Origin of the sequence: Pandoraea nosoerga (assembly GCF_902459585.1) — a bacterium.
Classification (GTDB): Bacteria; Pseudomonadota; Gammaproteobacteria; order Burkholderiales; family Burkholderiaceae; genus Pandoraea; species Pandoraea nosoerga.
In genome coordinates, this window is the sequence record NZ_CABPSC010000003.1 from 266,965 (window position 1) to 282,161 (window position 15,197).

General features: G+C 59.1%; 11 protein-coding genes, 1 tRNA gene and 2 pseudogenes. 7 read left to right on the forward strand and 7 right to left on the reverse strand.

Annotated elements, in window-relative coordinates; all coding sequences use genetic code 11:
• Window positions 1-97: 97 nt before the first annotated feature.
• Entirely contained in the window at window positions 98-1,165 is a 1,068-nt protein-coding gene (gene recA / locus PNO31109_RS06200) for a recombinase RecA (RefSeq protein ID WP_150554732.1), read from the reverse strand.
• 202 nt (window positions 1,166-1,367) lie between these two features.
• On the opposite strand from recA, the gene PNO31109_RS06205 reads away from it, so the two are divergent.
• The 6 genes and pseudogenes from PNO31109_RS06205 to mobV all read left to right on the forward strand — a co-directional run bounded on the left by PNO31109_RS06205 (window position 1,368) and on the right by mobV (window position 8,800).
• Window positions 1,368-2,057, forward strand: coding sequence for a response regulator transcription factor (locus PNO31109_RS06205; RefSeq protein ID WP_150554733.1), 690 nt, complete (start codon window positions 1,368-1,370; stop codon window positions 2,055-2,057).
• A 239-nt stretch (window positions 2,058-2,296) separates the two neighbouring features.
• Complete coding sequence (locus PNO31109_RS06210) at window positions 2,297-3,910, forward strand: sensor histidine kinase (protein WP_150554734.1); 1,614 nt, start codon at window positions 2,297-2,299, stop codon at window positions 3,908-3,910.
• A gap of 171 nt (window positions 3,911-4,081) precedes the next feature.
• The gene (locus PNO31109_RS06215) at window positions 4,082-5,740 is read left to right on the forward strand and encodes an MFS transporter (RefSeq protein ID WP_150554735.1); all 1,659 of its coding nucleotides are present in this window, start codon (window positions 4,082-4,084) and stop codon (window positions 5,738-5,740) included.
• A 238-nt stretch (window positions 5,741-5,978) separates the two neighbouring features.
• Window positions 5,979-6,055 (forward strand) — tRNA-Met (locus PNO31109_RS06220).
• 73 nt (window positions 6,056-6,128) lie between these two features.
• Window positions 6,129-7,499 (forward strand): annotated as a pseudogene (locus PNO31109_RS22345) (tyrosine-type recombinase/integrase).
• Between the two features lie 332 nt (window positions 7,500-7,831).
• The gene (mobV, locus tag PNO31109_RS06230) at window positions 7,832-8,800 is read left to right on the forward strand and encodes a MobV family relaxase (RefSeq protein ID WP_072632768.1); all 969 of its coding nucleotides are present in this window, start codon (window positions 7,832-7,834) and stop codon (window positions 8,798-8,800) included.
• Between the two features lie 699 nt (window positions 8,801-9,499).
• On the opposite strand, the gene PNO31109_RS06235 is transcribed toward mobV, so the two are convergent.
• Both PNO31109_RS06235 and PNO31109_RS06240 read right to left on the reverse strand, forming a co-directional pair.
• Window positions 9,500-9,829 (reverse strand): hypothetical protein, encoded by a 330-nt coding sequence (locus PNO31109_RS06235; RefSeq protein ID WP_048628008.1) that lies wholly within the window; start codon window positions 9,827-9,829, stop codon window positions 9,500-9,502.
• Between the two features lie 353 nt (window positions 9,830-10,182).
• Window positions 10,183-10,440, reverse strand: coding sequence for a hypothetical protein (locus PNO31109_RS06240; protein ID WP_150554736.1), 258 nt, complete (start codon window positions 10,438-10,440; stop codon window positions 10,183-10,185).
• Window positions 10,441-10,818: 378 nt separating this feature from the next.
• On the opposite strand from PNO31109_RS06240, the pseudogene PNO31109_RS22290 reads away from it, so the two are divergent.
• Window positions 10,819-11,466, forward strand: a pseudogene (locus PNO31109_RS22290) (site-specific integrase); the annotation flags it as partial.
• A 111-nt stretch (window positions 11,467-11,577) separates the two neighbouring features.
• Here PNO31109_RS22290 and PNO31109_RS06250 read toward each other — a convergent pair.
• The 4 genes from PNO31109_RS06250 to PNO31109_RS06270 form a co-directional block, all read right to left on the reverse strand.
• Window positions 11,578-12,375 (reverse strand): DNA adenine methylase, encoded by a 798-nt coding sequence (locus PNO31109_RS06250; RefSeq protein ID WP_150554848.1) that lies wholly within the window; start codon window positions 12,373-12,375, stop codon window positions 11,578-11,580.
• Window positions 12,376-12,507: 132 nt separating this feature from the next.
• A complete protein-coding gene (locus PNO31109_RS06255) occupies window positions 12,508-13,050 on the reverse strand; it encodes a DUF7338 family protein (protein ID WP_150554737.1) in 543 nt (180 codons plus the stop codon).
• 15 nt (window positions 13,051-13,065) lie between these two features.
• Entirely contained in the window at window positions 13,066-13,584 is a 519-nt protein-coding gene (locus PNO31109_RS06260) for a hypothetical protein (RefSeq protein WP_174966286.1), read from the reverse strand.
• Between the two features lie 189 nt (window positions 13,585-13,773).
• Complete coding sequence (locus tag PNO31109_RS06270) at window positions 13,774-15,195, reverse strand: phage tail sheath subtilisin-like domain-containing protein (RefSeq protein ID WP_150554738.1); 1,422 nt, start codon at window positions 15,193-15,195, stop codon at window positions 13,774-13,776.
• Window positions 15,196-15,197: the final 2 nt, after the last annotated feature.

The window sequence follows — 15,197 nt, forward strand, 5'->3', positions numbered from 1 at the left end:
CGATCTGCAGCGTCTTCGTCATGCAATCAGTGGCAGAAACAAAAAACGGCAACGCGCCGCCGCAAAGCTTCGCGTTGCCGTCCCGACTCCGAGGTCCTCAGACTTCGTCGTCTTCTTCTTCGATCTCGCCGGTTTCGTTGATCGCCGTCACCCCCAGCGACGCGCGCACCTTGTTCTCGATCTCGCGGGCGACTTCCGGATTCTCGCGCAGGAACTCACGCGCATTGTCCTTGCCCTGGCCGATTTTCTCGCCGTTGTAGCTGTACCAGGCGCCGGCCTTCTCGACGATCTTCGCGCTCACCCCCAGGTCGATGATCTCGCCTTCGCGCGAAATACCCTGACCGTAGAGGATGTCGAAAATCGCTTCGCGGAACGGCGGCGACACCTTGTTCTTGACGACCTTGACGCGGGTTTCGTTACCGACCACCTCGTCGCCCTTCTTGATCGAACCGATACGGCGGATGTCCAGGCGCACCGACGAATAGAACTTCAGCGCGTTGCCGCCCGTCGTCGTTTCCGGGTTGCCGAACATCACACCGATCTTCATACGAATCTGGTTGATGAAGATCACCGTGCAGTTCGTGCGCTTGATCGTACCGGTGAGCTTGCGCAACGCCTGCGACATCAGACGCGCCTGCAGACCCGGCAGCGAGTCGCCCATTTCGCCTTCGATTTCGGCCTTCGGCACCAGTGCCGCGACCGAGTCGATGATGATGAGGTCAATCGAGCCCGAGCGCACCAGTGCGTCAGCGATTTCCAGGGCCTGCTCGCCCGTGTCCGGCTGCGAAATCAGCAGATCCGGCACGGAGACGCCCAACTTGCTGGCGTAGCCGACGTCGAGCGCGTGTTCCGCATCGATGAACGCGCAGGTGCCGCCAAGCTTCTGCATTTCCGCCACGACCTGCAGCGTGAGCGTGGTCTTGCCCGACGATTCCGGGCCGTAGATTTCAATCACGCGGCCGCGCGGCAGACCGCCGACGCCGAGCGCGATGTCCAGACCCAGCGAGCCGGTCGAGACGACCTGGATGTCGGCTTCGACCTCGCCGTCGCCCAGACGCATGATCGAGCCCTTGCCGAATTGCTTCTCGATCTGCGCGAGGGCGGCGGCGAGCGCCTTGCCTTTCTCGGCCGACAGATTGGCAGACCCTTTCTTGCTTTCTTCCATGAATCGTCCTTTGATATGATGAGCGAGACGGCTCGAGTGAGGCGTGAATGCCGGTACTGTATAAAAAACCAGTGCTCTTTGCAAGTGCCTGTTGTCCGAAAGCGCCGAAACGAGAAAAAAAGCCGCGAACCACGCGCCGCAACATCACAGGAGACACACCGCAGCCGTCAGGCTTCGGTGCCTACACAAGCCTATCACGCCCATGCGAATTCTCATCGCAGAGGATGACAGCATTCTGGCCGATGCCCTGACCCGCTCGCTGCGCCAGGGGGGCTACGCCGTCGATCACGTCAAAACCGGGCTCGAAGCCGACTCCGCTCTTTCGGCCCAGACGTTCGATCTGCTGATTCTCGACCTCGGTCTGCCCCGCCTGCCGGGTCACGAAGTTCTGCGCCGGCTGCGCGCCCGCAATTCCCATCTGCCCGTTCTGATCCTGACCGCCTCCGACAGCGTCGACGCCCGCGTGAAGGGCCTCGACCTGGGCGCCGACGACTACATGGCCAAGCCGTTCGCACTGGCGGAGCTCGAAGCGCGCGTGCGGGCGCTGACCCGGCGTGGCGCCGGCGGCGGCTCCACCGTCATCCGCCATGGCCCGCTCAGTTTCGACCAGGTCGGACGCACCGCCTATATCAACGAGCAGATGCTCGACCTCTCCGCGCGCGAGCTCGAACTGCTCGAAGTGCTGTTGCTGCGCACCGGCCGTCTGGTCTCGAAGGAACAGCTTGTCGACCATCTGTGCGGCTGGGGCGAAGAAGTGAGCAACAACGCCATCGAGGTGTACATGCATCGGCTGCGCAAGAAAATCGAGCCGAGCGGCGTGCGCATCGCCACCATCCGCGGATTGGGGTATTGTCTGGAGAAGCCAGCTTCCGCGCCTGCCAACGCCGCCTGAGTCCGCGCATGTCGCCGCACCGGGCGACTCGTGCGATCCGATTCATGCGATCCATTACGAACTTGTTACGAAGTTATTGCGAAGTCCATTGCGGGATTCGGCGCGCGAGGGCTGAGCGGGTGCCTGACGAGGGCAGGCGCCGAGGCGGGCCGAGCCGCCCGCGGACCGCCCTCCGCCGGCAACGTCATCCCTGAACCCTCGCCGTCCCGGCAATTTCGCTCTCCCAGTCCGCCCGCCCGATGCGTCTGAGCCTTCGCCATCACCGTCGCGCCCCGGTCACTCCGGCCGATCCGGTCACTCCGGCCGATCCGGTCCGTCCGGCAGACGGCATTCGCGCGCCCGACGCGGACCCCTTCGACCCCTACGCCGATCCCTTTGCGCGCCAGGGCTTCGGCGCACCGCTCGAGCGCGAGGCCGAGCCGCCGCCGCGCTCGCTGTTCGGCGAGATTCTCGACTGGATGCTCGCGCCCCTGCTGTTGCTCTGGCCGATGAGCATCGCGGTGACGTATCTCGTCGCGAAGTCGATTGCCAACGGCCCGTTCGACCGCGCCCTGGAGACCAATACCTACGTGCTCGCCCAGCAGGTGCACTCGGATCGCGGGCAAGTCACGCTCACGTTGCCCATGCCCGCACGCGATCTGCTGCGCGCGGACGCCACCGACAACGTCGACTTCCAGGTGCTCGGCGCGAAGGGCGAACTCGTCGCCGGGACGGCCGAGCTGCCGCTACCGCATGAAGACGACCGACCGCAGCCCGGCGTCGTGCAGTTTCGCGACGAGACGGTCGGCGGCAACGACATTCGCGTCGCCTTCACCTACGTCGATCTGCCGCGCATGGATCCCCCCGGCAGCATGGCTCTCGTGCAGGTCGCGGAGACACTCGACAAGCGCAGTCAACTGGCCAACGAGATCATCAAGGGCGTGATCCTGCCGCAGTTCGTGATCCTGCCATTGGCAATCGTGCTCGTCTGGTTCGGGCTCTCGCGCGGCCTCGCGCCGCTGCATGCGCTGCAGGAGCACATTCGCGCGCGGCGGCCCGACGATCTGTCGCCGCTCGAAGCCCGGCAGGCGCCGCCGGAGATCGCCCCGCTCGTCAATTCGTTGAACGATCTGCTCGAGCGACTGGAACAGAACATGAAGCTGCAGCAACGCTTCATCGCGGACGCGGCGCATCAACTCAAGACACCGCTTGCCGGCCTGCGCATGCAGGCGGAGCTCGCGCTGCGCCAGACCTCGCCGGACGAGCTGCGCCGTTCGCTCTCGCAGATCGCCGCGAGCTCCGAGCAGGCCGCACGCCTCGTCAACCAGTTGCTCGCACTGGCTCGCGCCGAGAACAGCGCCAACGACGCCGCCGCCTTTACGCCCGTCAATCTGAGTCTGCTCGCGCGCAGCGCCATGCAGGACTGGTTCCAGGCGGCCTTTGCCAAACGCATCGACCTCGGCTTCGAGGAGCCGCCCTTCCCCGTGCATCTGTCGGGCCAGCCGGTGATGTTGCGCGAGTTGCTCAACAACCTGATCGACAACGCGATCCGCTACACCCCGGCCGGCGGCAAGGTAACGGTGCGGCTGCGCCACGAGGCGTCCGACGGCTTCGTCCATCTGGAGGTGGAAGATACGGGGCCCGGCATTCCGGCCGCGGAGCGCCCGCGCGTGTTCGAGCGCTTCTATCGCATTCTCGGCAGCGACAGCGACGGCAGCGGTCTCGGGCTCGCCATCGTGCGCGAGATCGTGCAGATTCATCGCGGCGAGGTGAGCGTGCTCGATCACGTCGACGCACAGCACCCCGAAGCAACGGGCACGCTCATTCGCGTAACCCTGCCGCTTGCGGAGCCTATCGAAAACCCGCATGCGTGACGAAAGTACGTCAAATACGTTCGGAATCGGGCCAAAGTCGAGGGTAAGTCCCTAGCCGCGTAAGCTTCGAGTCAGTTTGGCGTCAGACGGCGGTAAGGTTGTCCTCCAATAATCAGTTGCAACGGCCCGGGCGTGTCCCAGGGGCGTGCTTACATTACAGGAGACAACCGCATGGCTACTGCAACGACAGCCACCACCCATGCGCCGATGACCGCGGAAGAACGGAAGGTCATCTTCGCGTCGTCGCTGGGCACGGTGTTCGAGTGGTACGACTTTTATCTGGCCGGTTCGTTGGCCGCCTTCATCAGCAAGCATTTCTTCTCCGGCATCAACCCGACGGCGGCCTTCATCTTCACGCTGTTGTCGTTCGCCGCCGGCTTCGCGGTGCGCCCGTTCGGCGCCATCGTGTTCGGCCGCATCGGCGATCTGGTTGGCCGCAAGTACACGTTCCTCGTCACCATCACCCTGATGGGTCTGTCGACGCTGGTGGTCGGCCTGCTGCCGAGCTACGCTTCGTGGGGCATCGCGGCACCGGTGATCTTCATTGCCATGCGTCTGCTGCAGGGCCTGGCGCTGGGCGGCGAGTACGGCGGCGCCGCCACCTACGTTGCCGAGCACGCACCGCACGGCCGCCGCGGCTTCTACACGTCGTGGATCCAGACGACGGCAACGCTCGGTCTGTTCCTCTCGCTGCTCGTGATTCTCGGCACCCGCATGGTGATGGGTGAAGAGGCGTTCGGCGACTGGGGCTGGCGCGTGCCGTTCGTGCTGTCGATCGTGCTGCTGCTGATCTCGCTGTGGATTCGTCTGCAACTGAACGAATCGCCGGCGTTCCAGCGCATGAAGGCGGAGGGCAAGGCATCGAAGGCGCCGCTCACCGAATCTTTCGGTCAGTGGAAGAACCTGAAGATCGTGATCCTGGCGCTGGTCGGTCTGACGGCGGGTCAGGCGGTCGTGTGGTACACGGGCCAGTTCTACGCGCTCTTCTTCATGACGCAGGTGCTCAAGGTCGACGGCAACACCGCGAACATCATGATCGCGCTGGGCCTGCTGATCGGCACGCCGTTCTTCGTGTTCTTCGGCGCGCTGTCGGACAAAATCGGCCGCAAGCCGATCATCATGGCCGGCTGCCTGCTCGCGGCGCTGCTGTACTTCCCGATCTTCAAGGCGCTCACGCACTATGCCAACCCGGCACTGGAAGCGGCGACGGCACGCTCGCCGATCACGGTGATTGCCGACCCGAACGAGTGCTCGTTCCAGTTCAACCCGGTCGGTACCTCGAAGTTCACCAGTTCGTGCGACATCGCGAAGAGCTACCTGTCGCGCGCCGGTCTGAACTATCACAACGAAGCGGCGCCGGCGGGCACGATCGCGTCGGTGAAAATCGGCGACAAGGTGATCCAGTCGGTCGACGGCAAGGCTGCCGATGCGAAGGACAAGACCAAGGCGTTCGAGACCGACATGTCGGCCACGCTCAAGGCTGACGGCTATCCGGCGAAGGCCGACCCGGCGCAGATGAACAAGCCGATGGTCGTGATCCTGCTGGCGATTCTGGTGATCTTCGTGACGATGGTGTACGGCCCGATTGCCGCGATGCTCGTGGAGCTGTTCCCGACGCGCATTCGCTATACGTCGATGTCGCTGCCCTATCACATCGGTAACGGCTGGTTCGGCGGCTTCCTGCCGGCGACCGCCTTCGCCATCGTGGCCGCCAAGGGCGACATCTACTCCGGCCTCTGGTACCCGATCGTGATCGCGCTGGTGACCTTCGTGATCGGCATGCTCTTCGTCAAGGAAACCAAGGACGTCGACATCTACGCCAACGACTGACGGCGCACCCCGTCATCCAGGCCGGGATGACGCAATGACGGCAACGCCGGGGCCTTCGGGTTCCGGCGTTGTTTTTTGGCGCGAGCGCGCTGGATGAACCTGGCACGGCATCGCCTGCCCTCTGTCTCGGTCATCCGTCTCGGCCCCGGCGCCGCGCGTCGCCCATGTCCGCGGTTTTCGAATTCTCGCAAAAAACTGTTGACAGTCCATATAGGCCTACCTATAATCTCTCTTCTACGGCGAATTAGCTCAGTCGGTTAGAGCGACGGAATCATAATCCGCAGGTCCGGGGTTCGAGTCCCTGATTCGCCACCAATACCCAAAAGGGCTTTGTAATCAATAGGTTACAAAGCCCTTTTGCCATTCGGTGGGTCACTTGGTGTGTCACATGCACAAGTTGCCCCGCCTCTATCAGTCCCGTCATGGGGTCTACTACCTGCGAGTCATTCGCAACAAGGTCAAGACCCGCCTCTCTCTGGGGACAAAGGATTTCCGCATTGCTAGACTGTTCGCCTTACGGTTGAACATGGAACTAGCAATGTCCACTCCCGATTTTGACCCAGACAAGCTCCGCAAGCTGGACATTGAAGTCAGCCCCACAGGTGGCGTGAATTTCAAGGACGTGAAACCTCACGATCTGGATACCCTATCTGCCGTTTTGGACAAGCTGGGCCTGCGAGAACAATACGCACAGGAGGCTATCAACTCCGTATTGGCTCAATCGGCGCGGGCCTCTTTGGAAAGGTCTGCCGTTGGCATGCCCCAAGGGGAACGGGTTACACCCAAGAGCAAACCATTCAGCGAGGTAGTGTCGCTCTATCTCGTTGAAAAAAAACTCGACAACGTTCCAAAGACCCTCTACGACAAAGAGCGCATTTACAGCGAGTTCCAAGGGTTCTATGGCGACCACGATATTAATCAGTACACCGCCAATGAGGCAGTGAGCTACAAGAATCGCATACTTGCCGAAGGCAAATCGGCAAGTATTATCAATTCTCGCCTATCTTTCCTGCGGTCGTTGTTTGAATACGCAATAGGTAACAACCTCTACTTTGCGGACAATCCGTTTGATAAGGTCAAAATCTAAAACAAAACCAAGCTCAAACAGCAGGTTCGCTCATACAAGGAATTGACCACCGAGGATCTGCAAGCAATCTTCAATGAGTCCACCTACCGTGAGTTCATGGACAAGCCGGATTATTACTGGCTCCCCTTCCTTGCCCTCTATACAGGTGCTCGCCAGAATGAACTTGCGAGCATGACCTTTCAGCATATCTACCAGCATGAGGGAGTGTGGGTATTCGATATCACCGCCGATATAGCCAAGAACAAAAATTCCGTACGCAAGATTCCATTTCACAAAGCCATACTGGAATCGAAATTTTTGGACTATTTGGATGAAACCAAAGCCACCAACAAGGTGGGATATGATATGGTATTTTTCCCAGACAAGCTCCCTACCGAAGGCGGGAAAAATGGATTCGGAAAGAATATCTCACGCCGTTTTGGTGACTATCTGGACCTCCTGAAAATTACAGACGACAGAAAAACATTCCATTCATTGCGGTCAAATTTCGTCAACGAGATGACAAATTTGAATATCCACCCTGCGATCATTATGGGATTGGTTGGGCACTACGAACAAGAAAGGGTTGACCTATCTTCGCCTCACTTCGTGAACTACCAGAAGAAAAAACCAATCCACGTACTCAAAGAGGCAATCGATAAATTGGAGTACCCGATTGAAATCTGGCACTAAAAATTCGGAAGTAACACTTATTCTCCCTGCGTCAACTATCAAATTTGATAGGTACAGCGAAGAAAAATTCAGGCCGAGTGTCAAGAAAGAATGCCACCGAAGAGTGGCATTTTTTATTGGCATTCGGAAGGGGGCAAGGGGCCTGCCCCATGCTTTTGGTTCTAGCTCCGCAGGACGAGCCAGGCACGAAGTGCCGTGGGGGTGCTTGCACCCCGTAGTGAGTTACGGGGTGTACTTGCCCCGTACAACTGACGTTGATAAACACCTCAAATCGCTATAATTTGCCAAGCCATTTTTTCACGCTATGCTTAATAGGTAGCAGAAGAAAAACAATGGCAAATTACGCGATAACAAGAATAAAAAAGTACACAAACGTTGGATCAGCCTCCTACCTGATAAATCACCATTTGCGATTGGTTCATGTCGCCAATTCGAACCCCTCCAAGACGTCAAAAAATGTCACTTTAGAGAAAAAAGATGACATTATGGGCTTCCTCTGTGAGGTGCCAAAGGGCACAAAAAAGAATGCCTGCCGTTTTGTGGATGTCTTTTTTGGGGCCTCTGAATTCAAAGACAAAAGGCAATTAGATGAGTGGGTTAAATCTACAATGGATTTTGCCCGCAAAGAATGGGGTGCTAACAACATAGCCTTGGCGGTGCTACACAAAGACGAAACAACCCCTCATATTCACGTGATTTTTAAGCCTGTGAACCCAAAAACCAAGAAGTTAGGTGCTGGGTACTGGTTTGACGGCAAAGCCAAAATGACGGCCTATCAGGATAAGTACCACAAGGCTGTGGAGGCATTGGGTTTTGAGCGTGGAGATCCCACCAAGCGAGCCCACCACACCACAATCAAGGAATTTTATGCCAAAGCGGAGAAAGCAAAAACCGCTTATGCCGAGTATCACAAAAGCCTATGGGAACTCTATGAGGAAGTTGGAAAGGTAAAGCTATGGGGCAGGCTCAATCCTGCTAAGTTGCAGGCGACTTTAAAGCCGATTTTTGCGAGGGTTTCAGCCAAAGCAAAAAAAGTTATTGGGCTCAAGGAATTTTTGGAGGTGGATAAAACCACAAAGCAGAATGCCAAATTATTGGACCAGTTGGATTATCAGGCTATGCAGTTGGAGGCTTTAACAGGTTCACCCAACCCAACACCAAACGAAGTGCAGGAAATTTCCAAGGTCCTCGGTGAGTTTAGGTCCAATTTGGATAAATCCACTCCTGAAATTGAACCAAACAGGGCAGGCCCTGAGCAGGACAGCATTCTATACAAAAAACCTCGAAAAAACGCGATTTAATCGCTCGCCGTCCGTTTTATTTCTATCTATTCTTTTATTTCCCTGCGGGTACAGATCTCTATGGATGGTTTTCTATATCGTATTCTGTGCTGAATTTGTACTGTATTTTATATAGTCTTTCTTCGAAAGACTGATGTGTCTTTGAGTCTTTACCGGGTTATTAGTCTTTCAGACTACTAAGCCCGGCAAAGCCTCACCCTTGCCCCAGAAAATTAAATCTGTGGTGGGTGGCAATGCCGAGCTTAGTACTTTGCTACATACCCGGAGGGAGTCGATTTAAGCGCTCCGCTTTCTCAGTTCAGGACCTTAAATGTCCCCGTTAGCACGGTCTGAGATTACGCCTCTCGTTTGTGCTCTGCTAACGTCTCTTCTAGCACCCCTCTTGGAATAAATTCCAATGGTTCGCAATCGTCTATCTCCTATGGAATTTTGGTTGGAGATACGCAGTCAGTTTTTATTTTGACGAGCCTTCTGCGTTGCTGGGCAACTTCCCGAACAGTGAACGGTAGTCGACAGATAAAAAAATTGCCCCACACCTTCCAGTATGGAGCAATTTAATCTTGACTTTTTAAATCGGATGATTATATTGACCTCATACACTCGGCAAGGTGTTATTTCCAATTTAAGAAATTTTTAGAAATAGTCAAATCTTGGAAATCAAAACAAAAAGCCAGTCACACGACTGGCTTTTTGATTATCTCACTCTCCAAGAGCTTCCCGAATTTTTGCCAACTTGTCTCTGTTTTTCTTATGCTCTTTGTAGAGGTGATTGACGAGCTCCTGCAATTCGTCCACCACCTCATTGAATCTATTTTTGTCCTTCAGGGTAACAAGTTCGTTGATTCTGTTTGTGATTGTTCTTTTAACACCCAAAGCACTTTGACCACCTGAACCATAAACAATCCAATAAATATCTACGTACTCCGCGTCAGGGTAAGTTTTTTTGAATTGTCCCCAAATATCAGAAATGGTCTTACCCTCGGAGGCAAGCGCCTTAATTCTCTTTTTATCTTCTTTTGAGATTTCCATAAATACCCCGCTTACATTATCCCACCACCCAGAACATGCCCTTTTGTGGGGCTCTTACTACAACCGCCACCTGCTGATGTCGTTGACCCGCAGTAAATGCACTTCTTCGGCCCCGCGTCGACAACATGCCCTTTTGAGGGGCTCTTGCTACACCCACCACCCGCCGTTGTCTTGGAACCGCAATAAATACATTTCAGCGGTTCATAAACTACATGAGTTTTCGTTGGACTCTTCGAGCAACCACCACCTGCCGTTGTCGTTGACCCACAATATTTACACTTACCCATAAACTCTCCTTAGAAACCCCGATTTCCGAGAAATGTATTCGGGCAGGCTCGTTGCCTTACTCATTGTTACACGACTCCAATCGCAAGTGCCAGATCGCTACTTGCCGATTGGGGGCGAACGTGTGACACTTGGGGTGTCACTTTTTCATTCGCAACCCCACCCGCCAGAATGGCAAGTTGTTGATTTATCAGGGGATTTACAAAAAGCCCGGAATCTCCCTGATTCGCCACCAAATGCGAAAACGGCTTCCAGCGATGGAAGCCGTTTTCATTTGTGCGCGTCGCACGAAGCGAAAGCCAGTTCCTCAGGACTGGCTTTTTCATTGGCGCGGTCGTGCGAGCCGAGGCCATCCATTGTAGCGCGGCGCGCGTTTTGGCACCCGTTTGCGTCGCATTTGGCACTGATCAAGCAACGACTTTTGCGTAGATTTTGTCACTACGGCATGATTGTGGCTTTGCATGAAGCCCTCCCGCCTCCGCCGTATCACGCCTCCCACCCTTTCCGCCGCCATTTACCGCTACCTCACCGAGGTGTCCGTCTTGAAGAAAGGCGCCACCGCCGAGCAATCCATCGCCCGCACCTGGCTGTCGACCCGCATCGCCGGCCGGCCGATTGACCGTATCCGCAACACCGACCTCATCGCCATCCGCGATGAGTGGCTGCAGGATAAAGCGCCGGCCACGGTCGTTCGGAGACTCGCCATGCTCTCCCATGTGTACACCGTCGCCCGCAAAGACTGGGGCTGGCCCGACCTGGCCAACCCGGTACAACTCGTGCGTCGGCCGACCGTCGACGACGCTCGCGACCGGCGCGTGATCACCCGCATCAGGCTACGCGGCGTCCCTGAATCTGAGTGCCCCCGTAGCGAACTGGACTGGATCGTCAGGTCGACCCGCTCGGCCGAACTGCCCGTCATCGTAACGCTGGCGGCCGAGATTGCGATGCGGCGCGGAGAACTCTGCGGCATCCGGCGCGAGCACGTCGACCTGCGGCACGGCATCGTGCGCCTGCTCGATACCAAGAACGGTACCTCCCGGGACGTGCCGCTGACGCCGTGGGCACGCGAAGCCCTGCGACAGCACCTCGCGGGTCGGCCACCGCGTGGTCGGGTTTTCACGATGACACCGGGCGCTGTGACTCGCGCCTTCATCCGGGCAAGGCAACGGGCGAGGCAAGATTACGAGGCAATGTGCCGGCGACACGGTCGCCGCCCGAACCCGGCGTTTTTCATCGACCTGCGCCTGCACGACCTGCGGCACGAAGCCACGTCGACGCTTGCGCCAATTTTTGAGTTGCACGAGTTGGCCAAGATCAGCGGCCATAAGGACACGCGCATGCTGCTGCGCTACTACCATCCGGACGGCCGCGAGCTGGTCGCCAAGATTGCACGTAGCGCGCTCGGGCGCCGGCAATCCGCGCAAATTCGCGCGGGCCAGGCACCGCTTGACCGTCGGGCACCGTCAAAACAGCCCCTCCATCACACCCGGCTCCCAGTTGGTAATGACCAACTCGCGGCTCGTCGACGGCCGTCCGTGGCTGTTTGCCACCGAGTACCGGATGTCCAGGTCGAGCATGTGCAAGCCGTCGAACACGCGCCGGATGTCGGGATGGTCGTTGATCGACACCATGACCTTGCCGCGCGCGGATCGCATGAAGTCAGCCATCGCCTCGTACTCGCTGAACTCGAACGGGACGCCGTAGCCCTCGGTCTGCCAGTATGGCGGGTCGAGATAAAGGAACGCATGCGGCCGGTCGTAGCGGGTAACGCACTCGTGCCAGGGCAGGCTTTCGACGTGGGTTCCGGCCAGGCGCAGATGCGCGGCCGACAACGATTCCTCGATCCGCAACAGATTGACGGCCGGGGCCGTGGTGGCCGTCCCAAAGGTCTGGCCGGCCACCTTGCCACCGAAGGCATGGTGCTGCAGGTAGTAGAACCGGGCGGCCCGTTGGATATCGGTCAGCGTCTCAAGCCGCGTCATTTGCTGCCACTTGAACACTTGCCGGCTACTGAGCGCCCACTTGAACTGGCGGACGAACTCTTCGAGGTGGTGCTGCACGACCCGGTAGAGGTTCACCAGCTCGCCGTTGACGTCGTTGATGATCTCGACCGGCGCCGGCACGGGCCGGAGGAAGTACAGCGCGGCACCGCCGGCGAATGCCTCGACGTAGCACTCGTGCGGCGGGAATAGTGGAATGAGTTTGTCGGCCAGCCGGCGCTTGCCGCCCAGCCAGGGGATGATGGGAGATGCGTTGTGCATTGCCTTCGTCAAGTGTGGTAGGCTTACGCCGCCTCTGCAGGGGTGGCGCGGCCTTGCCAAGCTCGCAGGCGTCATCTGCGGGTGCGGGGCGTGCCTGGTGCGCCAACACCGGGCACTTCGCCGCGTCTTCTTTCATTGATCTGCTGCGGCCGCCAGCGTCCTGCGCTTGAACGGGTTCACGGTGAAGCACAGCGGGATGCGCTCATAACCGGCCCACGCGGGAGCGCCCCAGTCACGACCATCCCACCGATTCCACGCCTTCCAGCCCAGCTTGGCCATGCCCCAGCGAGCGTGGCAATACACGTTGAAGGCACCGCCGCGACCGATGGCGATGAAAAGCACCAGGTCGGGCCGCTCGACGTAGCGCAGTACCCGCCAGTCGGCCGCCTTGAACGGCACGCCGAATGGCCCGTAGTCCCACCCGTAGGCCGGATTGCGATAGAGCCACCACACCCTAGCCAGAAAGCGCCGCAGCGGTGTGGTTCCCCACGACGCGTCGAGATAGCCGTCCTGCCACCCAGCGTCGAGCGTCGCATCGAAGGTCTGGAACCACCGCAACCCGCGCGGCAGGTTGCCGGAGTCGTCTGCCACGGCCGCGAGGGCGGGGGCGAGGGCCCAGGCGAGTAGCGTCATGAGCAGCGACGCCAGCACGAGGATGGGATACAGGGCAAACATGGTCACCTCCGCGAATCAGGGGGCCGATGGCGGCTCGGCGCTAGTCGGTGCCGTAGTGGTCAGCTCCGTCATCCCCGCCCGGCGTCCCGCCACGTCCCGGTCGGAGAACGCCGTATTGGCCATCATCGCCAAGCGCCGGTCATACGCCATCGTTTCGCGCACGGCCGGAGCCACAACCATCGCGCCAGCCGCGCCCCCGGCCAGAGCGCTTCCCGCACGCCACAGGTTCGCCATGGCACGGCCGCCACGGGCCAATCGCCCCTCGGTTTGCTCGACGTTGCGCAGCTCCCTGTTCAGTTCGGCCAGTCGCTGAGTTAACGCCCGAAACGCGCGGGCCTGCTCGTTGGCCGACGCGAATCCCGCTCGATACAACCTGTTGTACGCGGCGACCGTTTGGTCGATCTCGCGGCGGATGGCTTGATCTGTACGCGTGTCGAGCTGCTGACGCGCGCTCGCGAGTCGCTGCGAAGAGGTGAGGATATTGCGGTGCGCCCGAACATACGCCCCTTCGGTTGCCTGAACGTCGCGCTGCACGGCCTGCTCGGTGCGGGCGGATTCACCTTGCCGGTGCGGTTCATCGTCTTGACCGGCTTCTTGCCGGTCTGGGAGTCGACGCTCATCGACACCACTTCGGCCTCGACACCATCAACTTCCAGCACGATGGCGCCGACGTATTCTTCCAATGCCATGGTTGGCTCCTTAGTTGCGTGAGATTGATCGGCCTTACAGGATCAGGTCGATGCGACCAGCGAAAATGTGCAGCCCGTTGACGATGTCGGCGGGGATCGCCGCGTTCAGCGTATTGGCGTCCTGCGAGTCCTTTTCAACGATCAACATGCCCTTGTGCGCGTCCACGTTTTCGAGGATTTCCAGTTCCTCGCACTTGATGGCCACGTCGAGGATCTCGCTTCGCACTTTCGGCGGAGTACGGGTGGACAGCTTGTCGCGCGGAAAGCGCAGCGCGACTCGCTGCACGACGGCCTTGCGGAAGTAGTCCAGCGTGCGGATCGTGGTCAGGTCCAACAGTGCGGGGTCGTCAGCCCCCGTACTGTTCTTGGTGTAGGTGGTGATGGCACGAACAATCTGCACCGTGTCGCCCGGACCGATCTCCAATGGCGTCACGCCGTTGTGAAGCGCCTTCTCCTGCTCGGTGCGACTCGGCCGCATCGTCACCGGCGTGACATCCAGCCCCTCGATGACGAGCGTGTTCAGCGGGCGCGCCGGGTCGGTCTCGCTCGCGACCACGGCTGCATAGCCAGCCGCAATCTCGGCCGGCAAACACACCGACCCACGATGCCATCCGATGGTAATGCGCTCGGCGTTGAGCGCCCCGGCCAACGTCGTACCGGTCGAGAGCGTGTCGGGCGTGCCCACGACGCCGATCGCGGAGCGCTTTTCGATCGCGTTGGAAATGGTCTTGAGGTGGTCCCGCAGCTTCGTGAGCGTCGCTTGCGTGTTCCAGCACGACACGTAGATGTTGTACGTTGCCCCGAAGACCGCGTCGAGGGCGGGCGAGATGTCCGGATCGTTCAGACCGCCGGCCATGGCGGTGATGGTAGCGGTGACGCCCGCCGACCGGTTGAACTGGTCGAGCTTGATCGCGTTGCCCATCTCGCCCTTGTTCTTGGCCGTGATGGTGACCTTCGCGTCCGCCAGCGTCGCGGTCACCGGCAGAGCTTCGGTCTGCGTAATCGTGTCGACCAGGCGAGCGGCGATCATTGCGGCGGTGTCGTCCGCATAGGTCGCAACGTCCACGCGGTCATTTGCGACATACAACGCGAATGCGCCGTCGGCCGTTGCCGTGCCCGCGAACTCGACCGTCCCCTTGGCCGGTTGGCCCGCCGCCGCGTCGTCGACAGCAATCACCGTCAGCGTCACATACTTGTTGGCCTTGATGGCGGCGACTGCGGCTCGATGGGCGAGTGAACCGGCACCGAATGCGCTGGCGGCTTGATCCCCGGAGAAAATGTCGATCGGCGTCAAGGCCGGCGTTGCGCCACCAGCCAAACGTTGGCCGACGATGAGCACAGTCTGCTCGTTGGTCGGAAGGTTGCGGACCGCGAGCCGCGTGTTGTACTCGACGTACTGTCCCGGCTTGCGCAGACCGGACGGGATGGTGTCAAAACTGACGTTAGGGCTTGCCATGG

Coding starts and splice junctions, on each gene's coding strand:
- recA (WP_150554732.1), bottom strand. CDS start 1,165: ATGGAAGAAAGCAAGAAAGGGTCTGCCAATCTGTCGGCCGAGAAAGGC.
- PNO31109_RS06270 (WP_150554738.1), bottom strand. CDS start 15,195: ATGGCAAGCCCTAACGTCAGTTTTGACACCATCCCGTCCGGTCTGCGC.
- PNO31109_RS06215 (WP_150554735.1), top strand. CDS start 4,082: ATGGCTACTGCAACGACAGCCACCACCCATGCGCCGATGACCGCGGAA.
- PNO31109_RS06250 (WP_150554848.1), bottom strand. CDS start 12,375: ATGCACAACGCATCTCCCATCATCCCCTGGCTGGGCGGCAAGCGCCGG.
- PNO31109_RS06255 (WP_150554737.1), bottom strand. CDS start 13,050: ATGTTTGCCCTGTATCCCATCCTCGTGCTGGCGTCGCTGCTCATGACG.
- mobV (WP_072632768.1), top strand. CDS start 7,832: ATGGCAAATTACGCGATAACAAGAATAAAAAAGTACACAAACGTTGGA.
- PNO31109_RS06205 (WP_150554733.1), top strand. CDS start 1,368: ATGCGAATTCTCATCGCAGAGGATGACAGCATTCTGGCCGATGCCCTG.
- PNO31109_RS06235 (WP_048628008.1), bottom strand. CDS start 9,829: ATGGAAATCTCAAAAGAAGATAAAAAGAGAATTAAGGCGCTTGCCTCC.
- PNO31109_RS06210 (WP_150554734.1), top strand. CDS start 2,297: ATGCGTCTGAGCCTTCGCCATCACCGTCGCGCCCCGGTCACTCCGGCC.
- PNO31109_RS06240 (WP_150554736.1), bottom strand. CDS start 10,440: ATGAAAAAGCCAGTCCTGAGGAACTGGCTTTCGCTTCGTGCGACGCGC.